Annotated in this window: 19 protein-coding genes; 6 read left to right on the plus strand and 13 right to left on the minus strand. The window is 64.6% G+C overall.

Annotation, left to right across the window (positions count from 1 at the left end; genetic code table 11):
* Positions 1-25 precede the first annotated feature (25 nt).
* The 3 genes from IVB36_RS34555 (at position 26) to IVB36_RS34565 (ending at position 2,762) form a co-directional block, all read left to right on the plus strand.
* Complete coding sequence (locus tag IVB36_RS34555; RefSeq protein ID WP_247394195.1) at positions 26-805, plus strand: SDR family oxidoreductase; 780 nt, start codon at positions 26-28, stop codon at positions 803-805.
* A gap of 25 nt (positions 806-830) precedes the next feature.
* Entirely contained in the window at positions 831-1,211 is a 381-nt protein-coding gene (locus IVB36_RS34560) for a VOC family protein (protein WP_007593712.1), read from the plus strand.
* A gap of 273 nt (positions 1,212-1,484) precedes the next feature.
* Positions 1,485-2,762 (plus strand): acyl-CoA dehydrogenase family protein, encoded by a 1,278-nt coding sequence (locus IVB36_RS34565; protein WP_018456976.1) that lies wholly within the window; start codon positions 1,485-1,487, stop codon positions 2,760-2,762.
* Positions 2,763-2,813: 51 nt separating this feature from the next.
* On the opposite strand, the gene yghU is transcribed toward IVB36_RS34565, so the two are convergent.
* Complete coding sequence (gene yghU / locus IVB36_RS34570) at positions 2,814-3,695, minus strand: glutathione-dependent disulfide-bond oxidoreductase (RefSeq protein WP_247394215.1); 882 nt, start codon at positions 3,693-3,695, stop codon at positions 2,814-2,816.
* A gap of 303 nt (positions 3,696-3,998) precedes the next feature.
* Between yghU and IVB36_RS34575 the strand changes: the two genes are divergently transcribed.
* Together IVB36_RS34575 and IVB36_RS34580 are read left to right on the plus strand one after the other, a co-directional pair.
* Positions 3,999-5,129 (plus strand): nitronate monooxygenase, encoded by a 1,131-nt coding sequence (locus IVB36_RS34575; RefSeq protein WP_247394217.1) that lies wholly within the window; start codon positions 3,999-4,001, stop codon positions 5,127-5,129.
* A gap of 118 nt (positions 5,130-5,247) precedes the next feature.
* A complete protein-coding gene (locus tag IVB36_RS34580; protein ID WP_247394219.1) occupies positions 5,248-6,765 on the plus strand; it encodes an acetyl-CoA acetyltransferase in 1,518 nt (505 codons plus the stop codon).
* Between the two features lie 108 nt (positions 6,766-6,873).
* Here IVB36_RS34580 and IVB36_RS34585 read toward each other — a convergent pair whose 3' ends face one another.
* From IVB36_RS34585 to ltnD, 6 genes are all read right to left on the minus strand, one after another.
* Positions 6,874-8,076 carry an efflux RND transporter periplasmic adaptor subunit gene (locus IVB36_RS34585; protein ID WP_247363463.1) on the minus strand — a complete coding sequence of 401 codons (1,203 nt, stop codon included), beginning with the start codon at positions 8,074-8,076 and terminating at the stop codon, positions 6,874-6,876.
* Entirely contained in the window at positions 8,063-11,242 is a 3,180-nt protein-coding gene (locus IVB36_RS34590; protein WP_204510633.1) for an efflux RND transporter permease subunit, read from the minus strand. The genes IVB36_RS34585 and IVB36_RS34590 overlap by 14 nt, the downstream gene beginning before the upstream one ends.
* 247 nt (positions 11,243-11,489) lie before the next feature.
* The gene (locus IVB36_RS34595; protein WP_247394222.1) at positions 11,490-13,181 is read right to left on the minus strand and encodes a methyl-accepting chemotaxis protein; all 1,692 of its coding nucleotides are present in this window, start codon (positions 13,179-13,181) and stop codon (positions 11,490-11,492) included.
* A 166-nt stretch (positions 13,182-13,347) separates the two neighbouring features.
* Positions 13,348-14,637, minus strand: coding sequence for a 3-oxo-tetronate kinase (gene otnK / locus IVB36_RS34600; protein WP_247394225.1), 1,290 nt, complete (start codon positions 14,635-14,637; stop codon positions 13,348-13,350).
* A complete protein-coding gene (gene otnI / locus IVB36_RS34605; RefSeq protein ID WP_247394228.1) occupies positions 14,634-15,416 on the minus strand; it encodes a 2-oxo-tetronate isomerase in 783 nt (260 codons plus the stop codon). Before otnI ends, otnK begins: the two co-directional genes overlap by 4 nt.
* A 14-nt stretch (positions 15,417-15,430) precedes the next feature.
* Positions 15,431-16,348 carry an L-threonate dehydrogenase gene (gene ltnD, locus IVB36_RS34610; protein WP_247394607.1) on the minus strand — a complete coding sequence of 306 codons (918 nt, stop codon included), beginning with the start codon at positions 16,346-16,348 and terminating at the stop codon, positions 15,431-15,433.
* Between the two features lie 103 nt (positions 16,349-16,451).
* On the opposite strand from ltnD, the gene IVB36_RS34615 reads away from it, so the two are divergent.
* Complete coding sequence (locus tag IVB36_RS34615; RefSeq protein ID WP_247394235.1) at positions 16,452-17,126, plus strand: aldolase; 675 nt, start codon at positions 16,452-16,454, stop codon at positions 17,124-17,126.
* A 183-nt stretch (positions 17,127-17,309) separates the two neighbouring features.
* Here IVB36_RS34615 and IVB36_RS34620 read toward each other — a convergent pair whose 3' ends face one another.
* The 6 genes from IVB36_RS34620 to IVB36_RS34645 form a co-directional block, all read right to left on the minus strand.
* A complete protein-coding gene (locus IVB36_RS34620) occupies positions 17,310-18,014 on the minus strand; it encodes an ABC transporter ATP-binding protein (protein WP_247394609.1) in 705 nt (234 codons plus the stop codon).
* Positions 17,998-18,729 carry an ABC transporter ATP-binding protein gene (locus IVB36_RS34625; protein ID WP_018456988.1) on the minus strand — a complete coding sequence of 244 codons (732 nt, stop codon included), beginning with the start codon at positions 18,727-18,729 and terminating at the stop codon, positions 17,998-18,000. The genes IVB36_RS34620 and IVB36_RS34625 overlap by 17 nt, the downstream gene beginning before the upstream one ends.
* A complete protein-coding gene (locus IVB36_RS34630) occupies positions 18,726-19,709 on the minus strand; it encodes a branched-chain amino acid ABC transporter permease (protein WP_018456989.1) in 984 nt (327 codons plus the stop codon). Before IVB36_RS34630 ends, IVB36_RS34625 begins: the two co-directional genes overlap by 4 nt.
* Positions 19,709-20,587, minus strand: coding sequence for a branched-chain amino acid ABC transporter permease (locus IVB36_RS34635; RefSeq protein ID WP_026233279.1), 879 nt, complete (start codon positions 20,585-20,587; stop codon positions 19,709-19,711). The genes IVB36_RS34630 and IVB36_RS34635 overlap by 1 nt, the downstream gene beginning before the upstream one ends.
* Positions 20,588-20,734: 147 nt before the next feature.
* A complete protein-coding gene (locus IVB36_RS34640) occupies positions 20,735-21,979 on the minus strand; it encodes an ABC transporter substrate-binding protein (RefSeq protein ID WP_018456991.1) in 1,245 nt (414 codons plus the stop codon).
* 89 nt (positions 21,980-22,068) lie between these two features.
* Positions 22,069-22,884, minus strand: coding sequence for a putative hydro-lyase (locus IVB36_RS34645; protein WP_085352173.1), 816 nt, complete (start codon positions 22,882-22,884; stop codon positions 22,069-22,071).
* Between the last annotated feature and the right edge of the window lie 23 nt (positions 22,885-22,907).

The raw sequence follows: 22,907 nt of genomic DNA on the forward strand, positions 1-22,907 counted from the left end.
ACGAAGCAAAAACAGGAAACGCGCCATGAACCTTTTCGACCTTTCGGGACGCGTCGCCGTGATCACCGGCGGCAATGGCGGCATCGGGCTCGGCATCGCGCAGGCGCTCGCCGGCCAGGGCTGCAACGTCTCGATCTGGGGCCGCAATGCTGACAAGAACAAGGCTGCTGCCGCGAGCCTGGCGGGTCTATCAGGCAAGGTCGACGCGCGGGTCTGCGACGTCACCGACGCGGCCTCGGTCGATGCCGCGATGAAGGCCACGCTCGACCTGTTCGGCAGGGTCGACGGCTGCTTCGCCAATGCCGGCATCGGCGGCGGCGGCCGGCGCTCCTTCATCGAACGCACCGAAGAGGAATGGCGCAGGATGTTTGCGACCAATCTCGACGGCGTGTTCCACGCCTTCCAGGCCGCCGCAAAGCACATGACCCAGCGCGCCGAGGCCGGCGATCCCTTCGGCCGGCTGGTGGCGACTTCGAGCCTCGCCTCGATCTTCGGCACCGCGCGCAACGAGCACTATGCCGCGACCAAGGCCGCGATCAACGCGCTGGTGCGTGCGCTCGGCGTCGAGCTGGCGCGTCACGGCGTCACCGCGAACGCGATCCTGCCGGGCTGGATCAAGAGCGACATGACCTCGGGCCTGATGGCCAACGAGAAATTCGTCGCCAACGTGATGCCGCGAATTCCGGTGCGGCGCTTCGGCGAGGCCAGCGACTTCGGCGGCATCGCGGTGTATCTGATGAGCAAGGCCTCGTCGTACCACACGGCGGATACGTTCGTGATCGACGGCGGTTATACGGCGTTTTGATTTTCATAATGAGGGGAACGGGCACATGTTTTCACACGTCATGATCGGCACCAACGACCTCGACAAGGCCAAGGCCTTCTACGACAATTTGCTGTCCACGCTCGAGGTGCGGCCGGCGCGGGTCGACGGCCATCGCATCTTCTACATTACCAAGACCGGCGTGTTCTCGGTCACAAAGCCGATCAACGGCGAAGCGGCGACGCCTGCGAATGGCGGCACCATCGGCTTTGCCGCCAACTCGCCGGAACAGGTCAATGCATGGCATACGGCCGGCATCGCCGCCGGCGGCGTTCCTTGCGAAGATCCTCCTGGTATCCGTCAAGGCCCGGGCGTCAACCTCTATATTGCCTATTTGCGTGACCTCGACGGCAACAAGATCTGCGCGATGCACCGGATGGCAAGCTAGGCCGGCCGCAACCACCGCTGTCATGCCCCGGCTTGGCCGGGGCATCCAGTACGCCGCAGCTTCTCGATAGATCACATACGCCTCGGAGTACTGGATCGCCCGATCAAGTCGGGCGATGACAGCGAGAATGCCGCCCATTCAAACAACATTTCAAACGTCCGCGATATTCCATCGCATGGCATGGCTCGCGTTGAAAAAAATGCGCGCTCGCACTTTGGCGACGCTGCGACTATTCTCCGGCGCAACGCGATCTCAGCGACCCCGGGAGGAACAATGACAAAACACACCTATATTCCCCGCACCACCAACTACACCCTCAATCCCGGCGACGAGCTCAACGACCTCCGGATGTCGGACCAGGTCCGGCCGCTCTACGATCACGTCAGGAAGTTCATCCGCGACACCGTCGAGCCGATGTCGACCGAATTCGCCAAGGCCGGCGAAGGCAAAGAGGATCGCTGGAGCTTCACGCCGAAGCAGCTCGAGGTGCTGGAGAAGGCCAAAAACAAGGCCAAGCAGGAAGGCCTCTGGAACTTCTTCCTGCCCGACGACGAGACCGGCCAGGGCCTGAAGAATCTCGACTACGCCTATATCGCATCCGAGCTCGGCAAGAGCCCACTGGCATCGGAGAGCATGAACTGCTCGGCGCCTGATACCGGCAACATGGAGGTGCTGGAGCGCGTCGGCACCAAGGAGCAGAAGGAGAAGTGGCTGAAGCCGCTGATGAACGGCGAGATCCGCTCCGCCTATGTCATGACCGAGCCGAACGTCGCCTCCTCCGATGCCAAGAACATCTCGACGAGCGCAAAGCTCGTTGGCGACGAATGGGTCATCAACGGCGAGAAGTATTACATCTCCGGTGTAGGCGATCCCCGCTGCAAGATCCTCATCGTAATGGTGAAGACCAATCCGGACGCGGCGCCGAGCAAGCAGCAGTCGCAGATTCTGGTGCCGCGCGACACGCCCGGCGTCGAGGTGCTCGGTCCCATGTACGTGTTCGGCCAGGACCACGCGCCGCGCGGCCACATGCACATGCGCTTCAACAACGTGCGCGTGCCCAAGGAGAACATTCTGCTCGGCGAAGGCCGCGGCTTCGAGATCTCGCAGCTTCGGCTAGGCCCGGGCCGCATCCATCACTGCATGCGCACTATCGGCAAGGCCGAGAAGGCGCTCGATTTGATGGTGCAGCGTGGCCTCACCCGCGAAGCCTTCGGCAAGAAGATCGCCCATCTCGGCGGCAATATGCAGATCATCGCGCAGGCGCGCTGCGAGATCGAGGCGATGCGGCTGATGGTGCTGAAGGCCGCCAAGGCCATGGACGTGCTCGGCAACAAGGAGGCCCGCGTCTGGGTCTCCATGGTTAAGGCCATGGTGCCAGAGCGCGCCTGCAAGATCATCGACCAGTCGATCCAGATGCACGGCGCCACCGGTATCTCGCACTGGACCCCGCTCGCCGAAATGTACCAGGACGTCCGCCATCTCCGTTTCGCGGACGGCCCGGACGAGGTGCATTGGATGGTGGTGGGACGCCACGAGCTGAGCATGGCGTGAGGTCCTTCTTCCCCCTCTCCCCACTTGCGGGGAGAAGGTTGGGATGAAGGACTACGACGCGGCCACCTCGCCGATCTTGTCCTGCGTCTTGGTCTCGAAATCGCTGGCGTCATGCCGCTCGTGAAGCTGGCTGGCGGGATCTCCGGAGACACGGTTGACCATGCGGCCGCGCTTGACGGCCGGGCGCTTGGCGATCTGGTCGGTCCAGCGCTGCACGTGCTTGTAGTCCTGCACGGACAGGAATTCGCCGGCGCCGTAGACCAGCCCCTTGGCGAGCGCGCCGTACCAGGGCCACACCGCCATGTCGGCGATGGTGTATTCGCTGCCGGCGAGATATTCGTTGTCGGCGAGCCGGCGGTCGAGCACGTCGAGCTGGCGCTTGGTTTCCATCGCGAAACGGTCGATGGCATATTCGATCTTGGTCGGCGCGTAAGCGTAGAAATGGCCGAAGCCGCCGCCGAGATAGGGCGCGCTGCCCATCTGCCAGAACAGCCACGACATCGCTTCAGTGCGGCTCTTGATGTCCTTCGGCAGGAAGGCGCCGAACTTTTCGGCGAGGTAGAACAGGATAGAGCCGGACTCGAACACCCGGATCGGCTCCGGGCCGGAGCGGTCCATCAGCGCCGGGATCTTGGAATTCGGATTGATGTCGACAAAGCCGCTGCCGAACTGGTCGCCGTTACCGATTCTGATCAGCCAAGCGTCGTATTCCGCGCCCTTGTGGCCGAGCGCCAGAAGCTCCTCCAGCATCACGGTGACCTTGACGCCGTTCGGCGTCGCCAGCGAATAGAGCTGGAAGGGATGCTTGCCGACCGGCAGCTCCTTGTCATGGGTGGGACCGGCGACCGGGCGGTTGATGCTGGCGAACTGTCCGCCGTTCTCCTTGTTCCAGGTCCAGACCTTGGGCGGCACGTAGGCGGGGGTGTCGGTCATGCGAGGGCTCCGGCAAAAAGATGCGTCTGCATTAATTAGCCCGCGGACGGCGGATGGCAAGCCCTGCCGGCCCTGCGTCCGGCGCGGGCCTCGCGACCGCGTCATGCGTCCGACGTTGCCGAGGACGGCCATCACGAGAAGCCGCATCTGTCGAGCCGGGCGTACGGCTTCGCGCAACACGGCGTGTGCACGCAAGATGCGCCGCCAAATCCGGATTGGCATAGCGCAAGACGATGGTCTAGCGTCGATGAGCCTTCGCTCAAGATTGCGACAACAGCAACGCGAGGCCGCCGGGAGAGAACGATGAAATCGCCGATCTGCGACATGCTGGGCATCGATTTCCCGCTGCTCGCCTTCAGCCATTGCCGCGATGTCGTCGCGGCTGTCAGCCGCGCCGGTGGGTTTGGCGTGTTAGGTGCGACCGTGCACACGCCGGATACGCTCGAACGCGAGCTGAGATGGATCGACAAGCACGTTGACGGCAAGCCTTACGGCGTCGACGTGCTGATCCCCGAAAACATCTCGACTGCGGGCGAGAAGGACGTCACCTGGAAGAGCCTTGAGGCGCGCGTGCCACAGGAGCACCGCAACTACACGCGCAATCTCCTGAAGAAATACGACATCGAACTCACGACCACCGAGGTCGCCGACAACCAGCCGCAGCCGTTCGATGGCAGGACCGCGCTGGAGCTGCTGGAGGTCTCGTTCAACCACCCGATCCGCCTGATCGCCAATGCGCTCGGCGTGCCGCCGAAGGCCATGATCGAGATGGGCAGGAAGCACGGCGTGCCGGTCGCGGCCCTGGTCGGCGCCAAGGAGCACGCGCTGCGCCAGGTCGCGGCCGGCGTCGATATCCTCGTGGTCCAGGGCACCGAAGCTGGCGGCCATTGCGGCGAGGTCTCGACCATGGTGCTGGTGCCCGAGGTGATCAAGGCGATCAAGAATATCCGCGACGTGCCGGTGCTGGCGGCCGGCGGCATCATGACGGGACGACAGATGGCGGCCTGCATGGCGATGGGTGCCGCGGGCGCCTGGACCGGCTCGGTGTGGCTTGCGACCGTCGAGTCCGAGACCACGGAGATCTTTCGCGAGAAGATGATCGCGGCATCGTCGCGCGATGCGGTGCGCTCTAAGGGCCGCACTGGAAAGCCGGCACGGCAACTTCGTTCGGTCTGGACCGACGCCTGGGACCGCGCAGCCGAGAGCCCCGGCGCATTGCCGATGCCGCTGCAAAGTATCGTCAGCCGCGACGCCTTCAACTCGATCGACCGCGCCGCGGCGGGCGGCAACGCCAAGGCGCGCGATCTCGTGAGTTACTTCGTCGGCCAGGGCGTCGGGCTGATCGACAGCGTGAAGTCGGCCGGTGCGGTGGTGCAGGAGTTCAAGGAAGAGTTTGCCGAAGCCGTCGAGCACATGAATGCGCTGGTGGCGTAGTGATTGCCACACACCGTCATTGCGAGCGCAGCGAAGCAATCCAGACTACCATCGCGGAAAGACCCTGATTGCTTCGCTACGCGCGCAATGACAAAAAACTGACATCGTGAATTGAAGCATGACAGATAAGAAGCATATCCCCGAAGACCGCATCCCCGTCATCGTCGGCGTCGGCGAGATCGTCGACCGTCCCAAGGAGGTCACCGATGGCCTCGAGCCGCTCGACCTGCTCGAACAGGCGCTGCGGCGCGCGGAAGCAGATGCCGGCGCAAAGCTGCTCGACGAGGTGCAATCGCTCGATATCGTCAACTTCCTGAGCTGGCGCTATCGCGATCCGGAGCAGCTGCTGGCGCAACGGCTCGGCATCACGCCTTCGCATTGCTATTACGGCCCGGTCGGCGGCGAGAGCCCGATCCGCTACATCCACGAGGCAGCAAAGCGCATTGCGCGCGGCGAATGCAGCGTCGCCGCGGTTTGCGGCGCGGAGGCACAGTCGACGGCGACCAAGGCGGAGCGCGCCGGGGCAAAGCTGCCATGGACCCCGTTCGCCCATGACGTCGAGGAGCCGAAGCGCGGCGCGGCGTTCCAGAAGCCGCTGGCCGTGAAGCTCGGCGTGTTCCGCCCCGTCACCGTCTATCCGTTCTACGAAGCGGCATCGTCCGCCCATTGGGGACAGACGCCGCGCGAGGCGATGGCAGAGTCGGGTACACTATGGTCACGCTATTCCGAGGCCGCCGCGCAGAATCCCAACGCCTGGCTGAAGCGGCGCTATACGCCTGACGAAATCACGACGCCCACCGCGGACAACCGTCTCATCGCGTGGCCTTACAACAAGCTCATGGTTGCCAACCCGAGCGTCAACATGGGCGGCGCGCTGCTGCTGACCAGCCTCGCCAAAGCGCGTGCGGCCGGCATCGCCGATGACAGACTGGTCTATCCGCTTGGCGGCGCCTCGGCCGAGGAACCGCGCGACTATCTCTTGCGCGACCAGTTTTACGAGAGCCATCCGCAGAACGCCGTTTTGAAGGCCGTGATGGATCTCGCCGGCGGCGACGGCAGGAAGTTCGACGCGATCGAGCTCTATAGCTGTTTCCCGTGCGTGCCCAAGATGGCGCGGCGGACGCTGGGCCTAGGCGCGGACGTGCAGCCGACCGTGACTGGCGGCCTCACCTTCTTCGGCGCGCCGCTCAACACCTACATGACCCATGCGGCCTGCGCGATGGTGCGGCGTGTGCGCGACGGCGCAAAGCTCGGCCTGCTCTACGGCCAGGGCGGCTTCGTCACCAAGCATCATGCGCTGGTGGTGTCGAAGGCGCCGCCGCGTGAAGCATTGGCACAGGAGACCAGCGTGCAGGCGGCGGCGGACAGCAACAAGCGCGCGGTGCCGGAGTTCGTCACGGATGTCTCAGGCAGGGGCAAGGTGGAGAGCTTTACGGTGCTCTACGGCCGCGGCGGCGAGGTCGAGCATGGCGTGGTGATGCTGCGGACGGAAAACGATAGGCGCACGCTGGCGCAGATTCCCGCGAGCGATGCGGCAACGCTGGCGCATCTGCTCGACATGGATCGCACGCCGGTGGGTTCGCTCGGCGAGATCACGATGACGGTAGATGGCGTGCCGGAATGGAGGGTGGCGTAGCTCTCGTAGGGTGGGCAAAGGCGCTCTTGCGCCGTGCCCACCAATCTTTTTTAGGATCGCAGAGAGATGGTGGGCACGCTTCGCTTTGCCCACCCTACGAAACCGAGGCTACCCCTTCGGCGCCTGCTTCTCCGACGCCGTCGCGGGCTTGCCCTTGGCGCCGGCGCCGGTCACGCGGACCTGGTCGCCGTCGGAGAGGCCGTCCGGTGGTGCCGTGATGACGCGGTCATCCGCTGCAATTCCCGAGGCGAGCTCGATCTCCTTGCCAAGATCGCGGGCGATGGTCACGGGCTTGAACAGGACCTTGTCGTCCGGACCGACGGTTGCGACGCGCAGGCCGCTGCCGTTGAAGATCAGCGCACTGGCGGGAATGCTGAGCGGCGCGGCGTCGCGCTGCAGGCTGAGCTTCACGCTAGCATAGCCGCCGGGCATCAGCTCGCCTGAGGAATTGTCGAGACCGAGCTGCATGCGCGTCGTGCCGGAGGCGACGTCAACCGCCTGCGAGGAGGCCTCCACCGTCGCCTGGAAGGTCCGGTTCGGATACTCCGGCAGCACGATGGCGGCCTTGGCGCCGATCTTGATCGCGGGCACGTAGTTCTGGGGCACGTTGATGTAGACGCGCAGCTTGGTGATGTCGGAGACCACGAACATTGCCGGGCCCGAGCCGCCGCCTGAATTGATCAGCGCACCGACGTCGGTGTCGCGCGCCGTGACCACACCGTCAAACGGAGCGGTGATCTTCTTGTAACCGGCCAGCGCTTCGAGGCGCTCGACGTTGGCCTGGCCCGAGCGAACCGCCGCGTTCTTGTTGGAGAGATCGGCGGTACGCTCGTCGATCTCCTGCGCGGAGACGAAGTTGGAGGCGACCAGCGTCTTGCGGCGGTTGAGGGTGGCTTCCGACAGCCTGGCGCTGGACTGCTGGCTGGCGAGGTCGGCGCGGGCCTGAAGCAGTTGCTGGTCGAGGTCGGGCGCCTCGATCTCGGCGATCACCTGACCGGCCTTCACCCGCGCACCGATGTCAGCGCTCCAGCTTTTGAGATAGCCGGGAACACGGGCAAAGATCGGCGCGCGATAATAGGCTTCGAGACGGCCCGGCAAGTCGATGGTCGCATTGAGAGCCTTGGCATTAGGCAGCGTCACCGCGACGCTGGGAACAGCCTGATCATCGGTCCATGCCTTCAATTTGGAGCCCTGCTCCTCGCGGGCGCGGATGCCGGTGCCCACGACCAAGCCGGCCGCGATTAGCGCCACCACGCCGAAAATGCCCAGTTTCCGGTGCGACACCGGGGAGCGGGGTTCAGTGGGCGACATGCGGGGGCTCCAGGGAGGCGGCGCCTTTGGCGCCTTGCTTCTTGTGTACCATACTGAACACCACGGGAACGAACATCAGCGTGGCGAAGGTTGCAAAGATCAGGCCGCCGATCACGGCACGGCCGAGCGGCGCATTCTGCTCGCCGCCCTCGCCGAGCCCCAGCGCCATGGGCGCCATGCCGATGATCATGGCGAGCGCGGTCATCAGCACCGGGCGGAACCGGACGAAGCCGGCTTCGAGCGCCGCGGCGATGGGATCGCCGAGCTCTTCGTAGCGCTCGCGGGCGAACGAGATCACGAGCACGCTGTTGGCGGTGGCAACGCCCATGCACATGATCGCGCCGGTCAGCGCCGGCACCGACAGCGTCGTCTCGGTGGCGAACAGCATCCAGACGATCCCGGCGAGTGCTGCGGGCAACGCCGTGATGATCACGAAGGGATCGGACCAGGACTGGAAGTTCACGACGATCAGGAAATAGATCAGGACGACCGCGCCGAGCAGGCCGAACAACAAGCCGGTGAAGGCGCTGTTCATGGTCTGCACCTGGCCGAGCAGCACCACGGAAGAGCCTTTCGGCACCTCCTTGGCGGTGTCGGCGATCACCTGGCGGATGTCGGTCGCGACCGCACCGAGATCGCGGCCCGAGGTCGTGGCGAAGATCTGCACCATCGACTGGATGTCGTATTGCGAGACCACCGCGCTCGAAGTCGATCGCTTGATATCGGCGATGCCGCCGAGGATCGGCGACTGCGAATTGCCGGCCGCCGTGATCGGCAACGTCTGAAGCGCGCTGAGCGAATCCATCTGGTATTGCGGCGTCTGCATCACGATCGAATAGGATACGCCGTTGTCCGGATTGAGGTAGTAGGTCGGCGCCACCTGCGAGGAGCCGGCAAGGTTGACCACGAGACTGTTGGTGACGTCACGCTCGGTCAGCCCGACATACTGCGCGCGGGTGCGGTCGACATCGATATTGAAGGTCGGATTGTTCGGTGACTGCTGGATGCGCGCATCGGCGACGCCGGGAATCCTGCGAACCTTGGCCAGCAGATTGTTGGCATAAACGAAGTTGGCGCTGATATTGGCGCCGCGGATCTGCAGGTCGATCGGCGCCGGCGCGCCGAAGTTCAGGATCTGGCTGACGATGTCGGCCGGCAGGAAGGCAAAGCTGACGCCGGGGAACAGCCGCGGCAATTGCTCACGCAGCACGCGCACATGCTCTTCGGTCGGCTTGTGGCCTTCCTTCAGCTTGATCTGGATGTCGCCATCCTGCGGGCCGATCACGCCGGTGTTGTTGTAGGTCATGTTGATGCCGGAGATCGGCATGCCGATGTTGTCGGTCAGCGTTTCGATCTCACCCGGGATCAGCTTGCGGATCGCCTTCTGCACGTCGGCGAGCTGGTTCGCTGTCTCCTCGACGCGGGTGCCGACCTGGGTGCGGACGTGCATCAGGATGTTGCCGGCATCGACCGCGGGGAAGAAGTTGCGTCCGAGGAACGGGACCAGCGCGAAGGACGCGCCGACCACGCAGAGGAAGCCGATCACGAACACCGGACGGTGCGCGAGCGCGAGCCCGAGGAAATTGTGGTAGCCGCCGCGAATGCGCTCGAAGCGAGCCTCGAAACCGCGCTGGAACCAGACCAGTGGATTGCGCGACTTCGGCGGACCGTTCTCGTGATGGACATGCGCCTGCAATAAATAGTTCGCCATGGTCGGCACCAGCGTGCGCGACAGCAGGAACGACCAGATCATCGCGAACATTACCGCTTCCGCCATCGGCACGAACAGGAAGCGCGCCACGCCGGTGAGGAAGAACATCGGCACGAACACGATGCAGATGCAGAGCAGCGAGACGAAGGCCGGCGTCACGATCTGGTTGGCGCCGTCGAGGATCGACTGCTCAACCGGCTTGCCCTGCTCCAGATGGTAGTTGATGTTCTCGATCGTGACCGTGGCATCGTCGACGAGGATGCCGACCGCGAGCGCCAGGCCGCCGAGCGTCATGATGTTCAGCGTCTCCCCGATCGCCGACAGCATAATGATGGCGCCGAGCACCGAGAGCGGGATCGAGACCGCAATGATCACAGTCGAGCGCCAGCTGCCGAGGAACAGCAGGATCATGACGCTGGTGAGCAGCGCCGCGATCACGCCCTCGAACGCGACGCCTTCGATGGCGCCGCGGACGAACACCGACTGATCGCCGATGAAGCCGATCTTGAGCGCGTCCGGCAGCTGGTCCTTGACGTCGATCACCTTCTGCTTGATGCCCGCGATGATGTCGAGCGTCGAGGTCGCGCCCGCCTTCAGCACCATCATCAGCACCGAGCGGTTGCCGTCGACATGGACGATGTTGGTCTGCGGCGGGTTGCCGTCCCTGACGGTCGCGACGTCGCGCACATAGACCATCGCGCCGTTGACGGTCTTGATCGGCAGATTGCCGAGCTCCTCGATCTTCAGCGGCGAGTTGTTGAGCTGGATGATGTATTCGAACTGCCCGATCTTCTGGGTGCCGACCGGCGTGATCAGGTTCTGGGCCGCGAGCGCGTTGGCGACGTCCTGGCCGGACAGGCCGCGGGCCTGGAGCGCGGTCGGGTCGAGGTCGATCTGGACCTGGCGCTGCTTGCCGCCGAACGGGTACGGGATCGCGGCGCCGGGCACGGTGACCAACGGCGTACGGAGCTGGTTGATGCCGATATCGGCGAGGTTCTGCTCGGTGAGGCCATCGCCCGAGAGCGCCACCTGGACGATCGGCACGGTGGAGGCGGAGTAGTTCAGGATCAGAGGGGGCGTCGCGCCCGGCGGCATCTGCTTGATCAGCGTCTGCGAGATCGCGGTGACCTGCGCGTTGGCGGTGCGGATGTCGACGTTCGGCTGGAAGAAGATCTTGATGATGCCAAAGCCATTATAGGAATTGGCGGTGATGTGCTCGATGTCGTTGACCGTTGTCGTCAGCGCGCGCTGGAACGGCGTGGTGATGCGGCCCGACATCTGATCGGGCGGCAGGCCGGTGTATTGCCAGACCACGCCGATCACAGGGATGCGGATGTCCGGGAAGATGTCGGTCGGCGTCCGCAGCGCCGCCAGCGGTCCGATGATCAGGAGCAGGAGCGCGAGCACGACAAACGTGTAGGGCCGGCTCAGGGCAATACGGACCAGAGCAATCATTCGTTGGGCAATTCCAGATCAGGGACAGGAAACACCGCCCCCGCGGGTTCCTCGGCTGATTTACCTGAAGACCGCCCAAATGGCCAACGGCACTGCGTCACGAGCGGTCAATTCCCTGCTATCGCACTGCGAAATAGCATTCCAGATATGCACCTCGCGCCCCGAAAGATGACAGATGCCGCGGTCCATCCATAAAAAAAAGCGGCGCCCAAGGACGCCGCTTTCAGCAACTCCGTGCCTGCCCGGCCTAAGCCGCGCGAACGTTGGTCAGGAACTTGCTGACCTCGGTCTTGAGCCGGCCGGAGTCGTTGGAGAGCATCTGTGCCGCCGACAGCACCTGCGAGGAGGCCGTGCCGGTCTCGGTTGCGCCGCGCTGCACGTCGGTGATGTTGGAGGAGACCTGCTGGGTGCCCTGCGCCGCCTGCTGGACGTTGCGGGCGATCTCCTGGGTCGCAGCGCCCTGCTCTTCCACGGCCGCCGCGATGGCCGACGAGATCTCCGACAGACGCTCGATGGTCGACGAGATCTCCTTGATGGCGCCGACCGAGTCGTTGGTCGCCGCCTGGATGCCGGAGATCTGCTGGCCGATCTCACCGGTCGCCTTCGCGGTCTGCTCGGCGAGCGCCTTCACCTCGGAGGCGACCACCGCAAAGCCGCGGCCGGCTTCGCCGGCACGTGCGGCTTCGATGGTCGCGTTCAGCGCCAGAAGGTTGGTCTGGCCGGCGATGGTGTTGATGAGCTCGACGACGTCGCCGATGCGTGAGGCTGCCTTCGAGAGTTCGCTGACGCGTTCGGTGGTGGCGCGGGCCTGGCCGACGGCATCGCCCGCCATCCGCGCAGATTCCTGCACCTGACGGCTGATCTCGCCGACGGACGAGGCCATCTCCTCGGTCGCCGAGGCCACCGACTGCACGTTGGTCGAGGCTTCCTCCGACGCTCCGGCAACGGTGGTCGCCAGCCGCTGCGAGCGGTCGGCGGTCGAGGTCAGCGTCGAGGCCGAGGCCTCCAACTGGGTCGAGGCCGACGACACGGTCTGGACGATCTCGCCAATCATCGTCTCGAATTCGCGAGTGATGTTGTCGACGCGGCGGCCGCGCTCGATCTTGGCTTCTGCATCGGCAGCGGCAGCCTCGTCCGCAGCCTTCTTGGCGATCAGCGCTTCCTTGAAGATCTGGAGCACGTCGGCCATGGCGCCGATCTCCGTCTTCTCACCGCGATGAGGGACTTCGGCGGAAAGCTCGCCCTTGCCCAGCGCCTGCATCGGCTCGATGATCGAATTGATGCCGCTGGAGACGTCCTGGACGAGGTAGAAGCCGACGCCGATGCCGACGACGACGGCCGCGCCGAGGATGATCGAGACCAGCATGAAGGCATAGTAGTAGCTGTCGGCGGCATCCTGCGCGGCCTGGTCTCCGCCCTTGGTGTTGAGCTCGATGTCCTTGGTCAGGATCGCGTCGGCCTCAAGGCCGATCTTGTTGACCGTCTTGGTGTTCAGCTCCTGGGCCTCATGCGGAACCTTGCCGGCCTCCTTACGCGAGAGCGCCATGACATCTTCGGTGCCCTTCTTGTAGTCCTCCCAGAGCTTGGCCCAATCGTTGTAGAGCTTCCGTTCCTCCGGAGAGGTGATCATCGGCTCGTAGGCCTTGCGGGCCTTGGCGAGCGCCTCGATTACCGTGGCGCCCGTCTTCTCGTTTGCGAGCTTGTCTTCAAGGATTTCCGACAGCATGTGCTGACGAACCACGTTGCGATAGGTGATGACTGATGCCCGAAGCTCGCCCAGCACCCTCACGCTCGGCATCCAGCTCGTGGTGATCTCGGTGGTATTGGCATTCATCGACCGCATCTTCATGACGGCGAGCAGGCCCATGCCGGCCATCGCGACCAGCAGGAACGCCACGACACTGATGATCTTGGCACGAATGGAAATGGTGGCGAGCATAATCGGTCTCTTTGCGTTGGCGCGGCGGCGTCCGGAACTTTTACGAATCAACCTAAGGGAGCAGAACCGACATCCAACACGAGAGCACCTGAGCAGATGTTAACGACGACTCCGTACGAGTACGAAGCCCGAAACAAATGAACAGGGCGCTAAAAATGCCCTGCGCTCAGCGCATGAGCCCAAGCGCGTCGGAGAAAAACTCCGCGCCGCCGAAATTTCCGGACTTCAAGGCGAGCAACATGTCGCCTTTTTCAGCACCGACCGCGCGCAGCACTGGAACGCCCGCGGCGATCTCTGCTCCCACGAGAAATCCGGGAATCTTCAACCGGTCGACCACGGCGCCGGATGTCTCCCCGCCGGCGACGACCAGGCGCTTCACGCCGGCCCGCACCAGACCCTCGGCGATGTCGGCCATCGCCTGCTCGATGGCGTGACCGGCCGCGTCGCGACCATGGCGCGCCTGGAGGGCGGCGACCTGATCGGGCGTCGAGCTCGATGCGATCAGGACCGGACCGTCCGCCAGCCGCGGCTTTGCCCAGGCCAGCGCGCGCTGCGCCTCGTCCTCGCCCGTAGTAATACGGTCCGGGTCGAGATGCAGCACCGGCATGACGCGCTCGGCATTGGCGATCTGCTGAAGCGTCGCCTGCGAGCAGCTTCCGGCAAGGCACGCCGCCGGTCCGCCGACGGCGGCTCCCGCGGCGCTGCTCGCCGCGGTCGATGTGACCTTGCCTGTGGACATCAGCGCCCGCGCCAGCCCAAGACCCATGCCGGAGGCACCGACCGACAGCCGATGCTGGGCAGCGACGAGGCCGATGGTCTCGAGGTCGCGATCGAACACGGCGTCGATGATCGCCGCGCCAATGCCCTTGCCCGCGAGTTCGGCCAGCCGCGCCCGCACGGCATCCGCGCCGCGCGTGACGATGGCGAGGTCGACCAGGCCGATTTGCGCCTTGCTCTGGCGCGCGAGCACGCGGACCAGGTTGGAATCGTGCATCGGGTTGAGCGGATGGTCCTTCAGCGGGCTCTCGTTCAGCGGCACGGCGCCGACGAACAGATTGCCCTGGTAGACGGTGCGGCCGGTCTCCGGAAAGGCCGGCGTCACCAGCACGGCCGTCTCGCCGCAATCGGCGCGCAACGCGTCCATCACCGGGCCGATATTGCCGGCATCGGTGGAATCGAAGGTCGAACAGATCTTGAACAGCACGTGGCCGGCGCCACGGCTGCGCAGCCATTTGTCCGCCGCGCGCGAGCGCGATACGGCAAGACCGGCTTCGATCGAACGGCTCTTCAAGGACACCACGACGGCGTCGACCTCGGGCAGCGCGAGATCGTCCGCGGGCACGCCGATAGTCTGCACCGTGCGCAGGCCGGCGCGCGTCAGCGTGTTGGCGAGGTCGGAGGCGCCGGTGTAGTCGTCGGCAATGCAGCCAAGGGATATTTTCGCTGCAAATGTCACGGCTTCACTCCCGCATAAGGCCTGAACCAGGCAAGGCCGTCGGTGGTCTTGCCTCGCGGATTATATTCGCAGCCGACGAAGCCGGCATAACCGAGCCGGTCGAGTTCGTCGAACAGGAACGGATAGTTCAGCTCCTCGCCGTCAGGCTCGTTGCGCGAGGGAATGCTGGCGATCTGGATGTGACCGATCACCGGCATCATCTCGCGCAGCCGCATCGTAACGTCGCCGTGGATGATCTGGCAGTGATAAATGTCGAACTGGAGTTTCAGGTTCGGAAGCCGCAGCTCCTGGATCAGGTCGCGCGCGAAGCCGAAATCATTGAGGAAATAGCCGGGCACGTTCCGCGCATTGATCGGCTCGAGCACGATGTCGATGCCGTGCGGCGCAAAGAACTCGGCGGCCCACGCCACTGATTTGTAGAACGCCTCGATCGCGACGCGCTCGCCACGGTTGGCGATGCCCGCCATCAAATGCAGCCGCTTGACGCCGGTCGCCTTGGCGTAGGGCAGCGCAGTTTCCAGGCTCGCCTTCAGCTCGGGGAATCGCGACGGGAGCGCCGCAAAGCCCTTCTCGCCGGCATTCCAGTCGCCCGGCGGCAGGTTGAACAGCGCCTGGGTTAAGCCGTTGCGCTTGAGCCGCTCGCCGACCGCCTCGGCGGGATGCTCATAGGGAAAGAGAAACTCGACGGCGGTGAAGCCGGCTGCCGCAGCGGCGTCGAAGCGGTCGAGGAACGGCACCTCGGTGAACATCATCGAGAGATTGGCGGCAAAACGGGGCATTGGAATCCTCTTGTCTACTTGTCGCCGGGCAGTTTGACGCCGGTGACCTGCGCATACATCCGCGCCACCGACGCATCGTCGTCGCGGCCCATGCCGGCGGCTGCCGTCATCAAGAACATCTGAAGTGCTGCGGCGGAGACCGGAACCGGGAATCTGGCACTGCGCGCCATATCCTGGATGATGCCGAGATCCTTGACGAAGATCTCGACCGCACTGCGCGGCGTGTAATCGCCGTCGAGCACGTGCGGCATGCGGTTCTCGAACATCCAGGAGTTTCCGGCGGACGCCGTGATCACCTCATAGACCTTGCGGATGTCGAGACCCTGCTTGGCCGCGAACGCGATCGCCTCGCTGGCAGCGGCGATATGCACGCCGGCGAGCAGCTGGTTGATCATCTTGAAGGCGGCGCCCTGGCCTGCGGCATCGCCAAGCTCGTAGAGCTTCGCGGCCATGGCATCGAGCGCGGGCCGCGCTTTCTCAAACGCAGCCGGACTGCCGGAGGCGAGGATCGTCAGCTCGCCCTGCGCTGCGCGCTGCGCCCCGCCGGAGATCGGTGCATCCAGATAGTGCCGGCCGGTCGCCTCCAGCTGCTTGGCGAGACGCCGCGCCACGTCGGGATCCATGGTCGCCGACGACAGGAAGACGCTGTCCTTGGCCATGGTTTCGGCGACGCCATCCTTGCCGAACAGGATCGTCTCGGTCTGCGCGGCATTGACGACGACGCTGACGACGATGTCGGCGCCCTTGGCGGCTTCAGCCGGCGTCTTGGCGCCGGCGCCGCCCTCCGTCACGAAGCGCGCGACCGCATCAGCCGAGACGTCGCAGCCGGTGACGACATGACCGGCGCGCTTCAGCGAGCTCGCCATGCCGAACCCCATCGAGCCGAGCCCGATGACGGCGATGCGCTGATTCTGTGACGTGGAGGCGGACATACAACTGATCCTTGCAACGTTTCCCGGACGGCCGCCTTTTGCGGCAGCTTGGCAACCGAATAACACGGCTTGGCCGCGCTGCCAAAGCGTGAGACAAACGGACATGACGGCCATGAGCAACGAGACATTGCTGCGCGAAGACATTTGCCGCTTCGGACGGTCGCTGTTCGAGCGTGGGCTGACGCCCGGCTCCTCCGGCAATATCAGCGCCAGGCTGGACGGCGGCGGCTGGCTGGTGACGCCGACCAATGCCTCGCTCGGCTTCCTCGATCCCGCAAAACTGTCGCGGCTGGACGATCAGGGCCGACTGGTTTCGGGCGATGCGCCGACCAAGGAAGTTCCGCTGCACAATGCACTCTACGCCACGCGCGGGAGCGCAAGGGCGATCGTGCATCTGCATTCCACCCATTCGGTCGCGCTGTCGATGCTGCCGGAGATCGACCCGCGCGCCGCGCTGCCGCCGATGACCGCTTATTATCTGATGAAATGCGGCGCCACCGCGCTCGTGCCTTATTACCGCCCTGGCGATCCCGCGGTCGCCGATGCGATCAGGGGTCTGGCGGGGGAATATTCGTCCGTGCTGCTCGCCAATCACGGTCCGGTCGTCGCGGGCGACACGCTGGAAGCAGCCGTGTTCGCGACCGAGGAGCTGGAGGAGACGGCGAAGCTGTACCTCCTGCTGCGCGGATTGAACCCGCGGTATTTGTCGCCGGAGCAGGTGAATGATCTGGTGAAGGTGTTTGGGCTGACACTGCCGGAGCATGGGCACGAGCATTGAGCCTCGTGCAGCCGTGGGCGAACTAACACCGCCCTACTCACCGCTGTCATTCCCCGCGAAGGCGGGGAATCCAGTACGCCGCGGCTTCTCGACTCAATCACAGCGGCCTCTGGAATACTGGATCGCCCGCCTTCGCGGGCGATGACGCCGAGTGTGTTGCGCGACGTGCCCAACGCTTCGCGGCTACAGCCCCAGATAGGCCTTGCGCACGTCGGGATTGCCCTTGATCTCGCTTGCCGCGCCCTGCATCAGCACGCGGCCGGTTTGCAGGATGTAGGCGCGGTCGGCGATTTCCAGGCACTCCGCCATGCGTTGCTCGACGATCAAGACGGTCATACCGGCATCGCGGATGCGCTTGACGGCCTGGAAGATCTCGTCGACCAGCTTCGGCATGATGCCCTGCGAGGGCTCGTCCAGCATCAACAGCCGCGGGCGCGTCATCAGCGCACGGCCGATCGCGAGCATCTGCTGCTCGCCGCCGCTTAGCGTCTCGGCGCGCTGCTCGAGGCGTTCGGAGAGGCGCGGAAATAGCTGGAACACGAGATCGAGCGGGCTCTCGCGGTCGGCCTCGCCGCGGTAGAGATAGCTGCCGAGGCGCAGATTGTCGCGCACGGAGAGGCGCGGAAACAAGCGGCGGTTCTCCGGCACATAGGCGATGCCGGTCGCCGTGATGTGGTGCTGCGCCATGCCGTCGAGGCGCTTGCCGTCGAACGTCACCGTGCCCGAGCGCGGGCGCTCGGCGCCGGCGATGGATTTCAGCAGCGTCGACTTGCCCGCGCCGTTGGCGCCGGCGACGCAGACGATCTCGCCCTTGGCGACTTCGATGCTGATCGCGAAGATCGCGACCAGGCCCTGATAGGCGGTCGTGACTTCACGCACCGACAGCATGACGATCTCCCAGATATGCGCTGATCACCTTGGGATCGCGGACGATTTCAGTGGGCTTGCCCTCGACCAGCACCTTGCCGAGGTCGAGCACGATGGCACGATCGACCAGCGGCATCACGATCTCCATGACGTGCTCGACCATCAGCACGGTGATGCCGGCGTCACGCACCTTGCGCACCAGCGCGACACCGGTCTGCGCCTCGGTCGGCGTAAGACCAGTGAGGACTTCGTCGAGCAGCAGCAGCTTTGGTTCAGTCGCAAGCGCGCGCGCGACTTCGAGGCGGCGCTTTTCGGCCGGCACGAGGTCGCTCGCGAGCACGTTGGCGCGGGCAGCAAGGCCGGTGAATTCGAGCACCTCATGCGCCTTGCGGCGTGCCTCGCGCATCACGGTGTTGCGCACCAGCGCACCGACGATGACGTTGTCGATCACCGTCATGGTCTCGAAGCTCTTGACGACCTGGAAGGTGCGCCCGATGCCGCGCTGGCAGCGCTCGGCGGCCGGCATGCTGGTGACATCCTCGCCGTCGAACCAGATCGAGCCTTGCGTCGGCGGCAGCACGCCGGCGATGAGATTGAACAGCGTCGACTTGCCGGCACCATTCGGGCCGATCAGGCCGACGATCTCGCCGCGACCCACAGAGATCGAGACGTCGCTGTTGGCGACGAGGCCGCCGAAACGCTGCCAGACGCCGCGGGTTTCAAGCAGCGGGGTCATCGCGTGGCTCCCTTCCGCTTCGCACGAGAGAACAGGCTCACCAGACCCTGCGGCAGGGCGAGCGAAATCAGCACGATCAGCGTGCCGTAGACAATGAGGTCGACGCCGCGGCCGGAGCCGCCGATATAGGAGCGCGTCAGCTCCGTCATCGGGATCAGGATGGCCGCCCCTAACACGGGTCCCCACAGGGTGCCGATGCCGCCAAGCACGGCGGGCAACGCCATCAGCAGCGAGAACTGGAAGCCCATCACGCTTTCAGGATCGATATAGGCGAGAAACTGGGCATAGAAGGCGCCGCCGATGGCGACGAGGAAAGCGGAGACGGCGGCCGCGCCCATCTTGGAGTTGAACACGACGACACCGAGGCTCTCGGCCGCTTCCGCATTGTCCTTTACCGCGCGCCACCAGAAGCCCCATTTGGAGTCCTCCAGCCACCAGGTGACGAACCAGGCGAGGCTGCACAGCACCAGCGCGAAATAAAAGTAAGGCAGCTTGCTGCGCATGAACTGGAACTTCAGCCAGCTGTCGCCGCGCACCGGAATGGTGATTCCCATCGCAGCCCCCGCCCATTCCCAATTCTGGAACAACAGCAGCCCGATCTCGGCGATAACGATGGTCGCGATCACGAAGTAATGGCCGCGCAACCGAAAGAAGGGATAGCCGAGCCCCATCGCAATCGCGGCCGCGACCGCGCCGCCGGCGAGCATACCGAACCATGGCAGCACGCCGAACTTAGTGAACAGGAGTTCGGTGGTGTAGGCGCCGATGCCGAAATAGAGCGCATGTCCCAGCGAGATCTGCCCGCAATAGCCAGAGAGAATGTTCCAGCTCTGCGACAGCGCCGCATACATCAAGGTCAGGATCAGGATGTTCTGGACGTAGACGTCCTTGATGAACAGCGGAGCGAGCGCCGCCAGGGCGGTCAGCACCGCGGCGATGATGAGGTCGCGGCGGCGCCGCGCGGCAAAATCCTTGTCCATCACATCGATCCGAACAGGCCACGCGGCCGGATGAAGACGACCAGCAGGTAGACGGCGTAGATGCCGACCGATTTCAGCGACGGCGGCAGCACCAGCGCGGTGGTGGCCTCGACGAGGCCCACGATGATCCCGCCGGCGAACGCGCCGAACACGCTGCCGAAGCCGCCGAGCGCGACCGTGACGTAGGCGATCAGCGCAAAGGACGCGCCGACGTCGGGATAGATATAGAAGAAGCTTGCCATGATCGCTCCGGCGAGGCCGACCAGCGCGGCACCAAGCCCCCAGCCGAGCGCGAACACGCGGTTCTTGTCGATGCCGACGAGGGCCACCGCGCCGGGATCTTCACGGGTGGCCTCCAGCGCGCGACCGAAATCGGTGCGATGGATGAAGAAGTAGAGGCCAGCAAAGGCCAGGATCGAAACCAGCGCACCCATGAGCTGCGGCTCCGGCAGGAAGACGCCGGCGATCGAGATCGTCTTGCCGCCGAGCCAGGACTGCGGAACGCTGCGATAGTCAGGCGTGAAGAAGAACTGCGCGAGGCCGCGCATCACGATGGCGAGGCCAAAGGTGGAGAAGATCTGCACCATGCCCGCGTTGGCCTTGGCCCGCATGGCGAAGCGCACGATCAACAGATAGACGACCGCTCCGAATACGAACAGCGCGGCGGCCACGAGCGGCGCCGACAGCAAGGGGTCGATGGCGAAGAACGTGAACAGGAAGAAGCTCACATACATCGCGATCATCAGGAACTCCCCGTGAGCGAAGTTCACGACGTCCATCAGGCCGAAGATCAGCGCGAGGCCGACGGCGATCAGTCCGTAGAGCAGGCCCATGAGGAGGCCGCTCGCGAGACTTTGGATAATGGTTTGGGCTGTCAAAAGTCTGTCCCCCGAACTACGTCCTCATCCTGAGGAGCGCGCACCGCGCGCGTCTCGAAGGATGGCCCAGCCCTCGTCCTTCGAGACGCGGGTTGCGCCCGCTCCTCAGGATGAGGGCGGGAGCTACGATCTGTGCTCCCGCAGCGCTCACTTCATCGGCCAGATCGCCTCGGCAATCGCGGCCTGCGGCGGGAAGATGGTGACGAACTTGCCGCCGACATATTGCAGCAGCACCGGGTCGGCGTCGTTGTTCTGGCCCATCTCGTCGAACTTGACGCGCTTCCAGGGCATGATGGTCTGCTCGCCCGGGATGTCGGTGGCGGCCAGCGCGTCGCGGATCTTCTCGCCGTCAGTCGACTTGGCGCGGCTGATGGCGTCGGCGAGGATGATCAGGCCCATGAACTGACGCGAGGTGAGGTCGTTGAAATCCTTGCCCGACCGCGTCTTGAACATCTCGTTGATCTTGCCAACCATCGGACGCTTCTGCGCGAGGTCGAGCGAGAAGGTGCCGCGCGAGATCACGCCTTCCAGCTTGTCGCCGACAGCGTCGTAGAGCGCCTTCTCGGAGAAACCGGCGTCCTGCGCCACGATCGCGTTCGGCTTGTAACCAAGCTCGCCCATGGTCTTCACCAGCAAGATGCCATCAGTGGTGTAGCTCGAGGGCATCAGCACGTCGGCGTTGGCGCTCTTGAGCTGCTGCACCTCGGCCGAGAGCGAGGGCGAGTTGGCGCGATACTTGATGTCGGAGACGATCTTGTAGCCGCGCTCGCCGGCGATCTTGGCCTGGGCGTTGCCGGAATCGGTGCCGAAGATGGTGTCCTCGTGGAACAGCGATAGCGTCTCGATCTTGGTGCCCTTCTTCTTCAAGGCATCGAAGAAGTCGAACATGGCGGCCGAGTACATCTCGTCATGCGGCGCGGCGCGGAAGTAATATTTCAGGCCACGGCGATGCAGGCTGGGCGAGGAGTTGTCGGCCGAGACGAACGGGATCTGGTAGCGCTCGCAGATCTGGCTGACGGTGACGGCGACCGCGCTCTGATAGGTGCCGATGATGGCGGAGACCTTCTCCTGCGTGATCAGGCGCTCGGCCTCGGCGCGGCCCTTCTGCGGATCGGCCTGGTGGTCGGCGAAAACGAGGCGGACCTTTGCGCCGCCGAGACCCGGCAGGCCCTCGCCCTTCGCCAGTGGCAGGTCGAAATCGGTGTCCTTGTTGATGACCTCGAGCGCGGTTTCATAGGCCTTCTGCGCGTCGACGCCCTGCTGTGCGCTGCCGCCGGAGAACGGATAGATCACGCCGATCACGACTTCCGAAGTCTGTGCGCGCGCTGCCAGCGGCACTAGCGCGGCCGTAGCGGTGGCTCCCAACAATACGTCGCGGCGAGTGATCGTCATGGCAAAGTCCCCTGTTACTGAATTTCAGCCGATCGAATGAAGCGATTGATGGATGCGGTAAAGCTCGAAGAAGCAGCAAACGCTGCCCACTAAATCACGGCCATGGTCCTGTTCTTGAGATCCGTCACCAGCATCAGGCCGGGCGAATGCGTGATCGCAAACGGCAGCTTGGCAGCGTTGATGACCGATTGCGGTGTCACGCCGCAGGCCCAGAACACCGGGATCTCGTCGTCGGCGACCGGCACCGGATCGCCGTAATCGGGCTTGGCGATGTCCTTGATGCCGATCAGGTGCGGATGGCCGAGATGCACGGGCGCGCCGTGCACGGCCGGATAGCGCGAGGTGATCTGCACCGCACGGATCGCATCCGCCGGCTTGAACGGACGCATCGACACCACCATGGGACCGGCGAAGGGACCGGACTCGCCGCAAGCGATGTTGGTGCGATACATCGGCACGCGCACATTGTGCTCGATGTGGCGGATCGGCATGCCCTCGTCGAGCAGCGCCTCTTCGAACGAGAACGAGCAGCCGAGCACGAAGGTCACGAGATCGTCGCGCCAGTATTTGGTGACATCGGTCGGCTCGTCCACGACTTCGCCGTCGCGCCAGACGCGATAGCGCGGCACGTCGGTGCGAATGTCGAGATCGGCGCCCAGCGCCGGGATGTGCGGACTGCCCACATCGGACATGCCGATGATCGGGCACGGCTTGGGATTGAGCTGGCAGAAGCGATGGAACGCCCCGGCATATTCCGCCGGCAAGATTGCCAGATTGCCCTGGACGAAGCCGGGGGCAACGCCGGCGGTGGAGGCGACCAGCCCCTCGCGGTAGGCAAGCCGCGCCTTGCGGCTCGGGAGCGTGTCGGGCGTTTCAGTTTGCTGCACTGCCACCAAAACAGTCATGGGATCGACCTGCCTATAAACTC

The organism is Bradyrhizobium sp. 35 (assembly GCF_023073215.1).
GTDB classification, from domain to species: domain Bacteria; phylum Pseudomonadota; class Alphaproteobacteria; order Rhizobiales; family Xanthobacteraceae; genus Bradyrhizobium; species Bradyrhizobium canariense_D.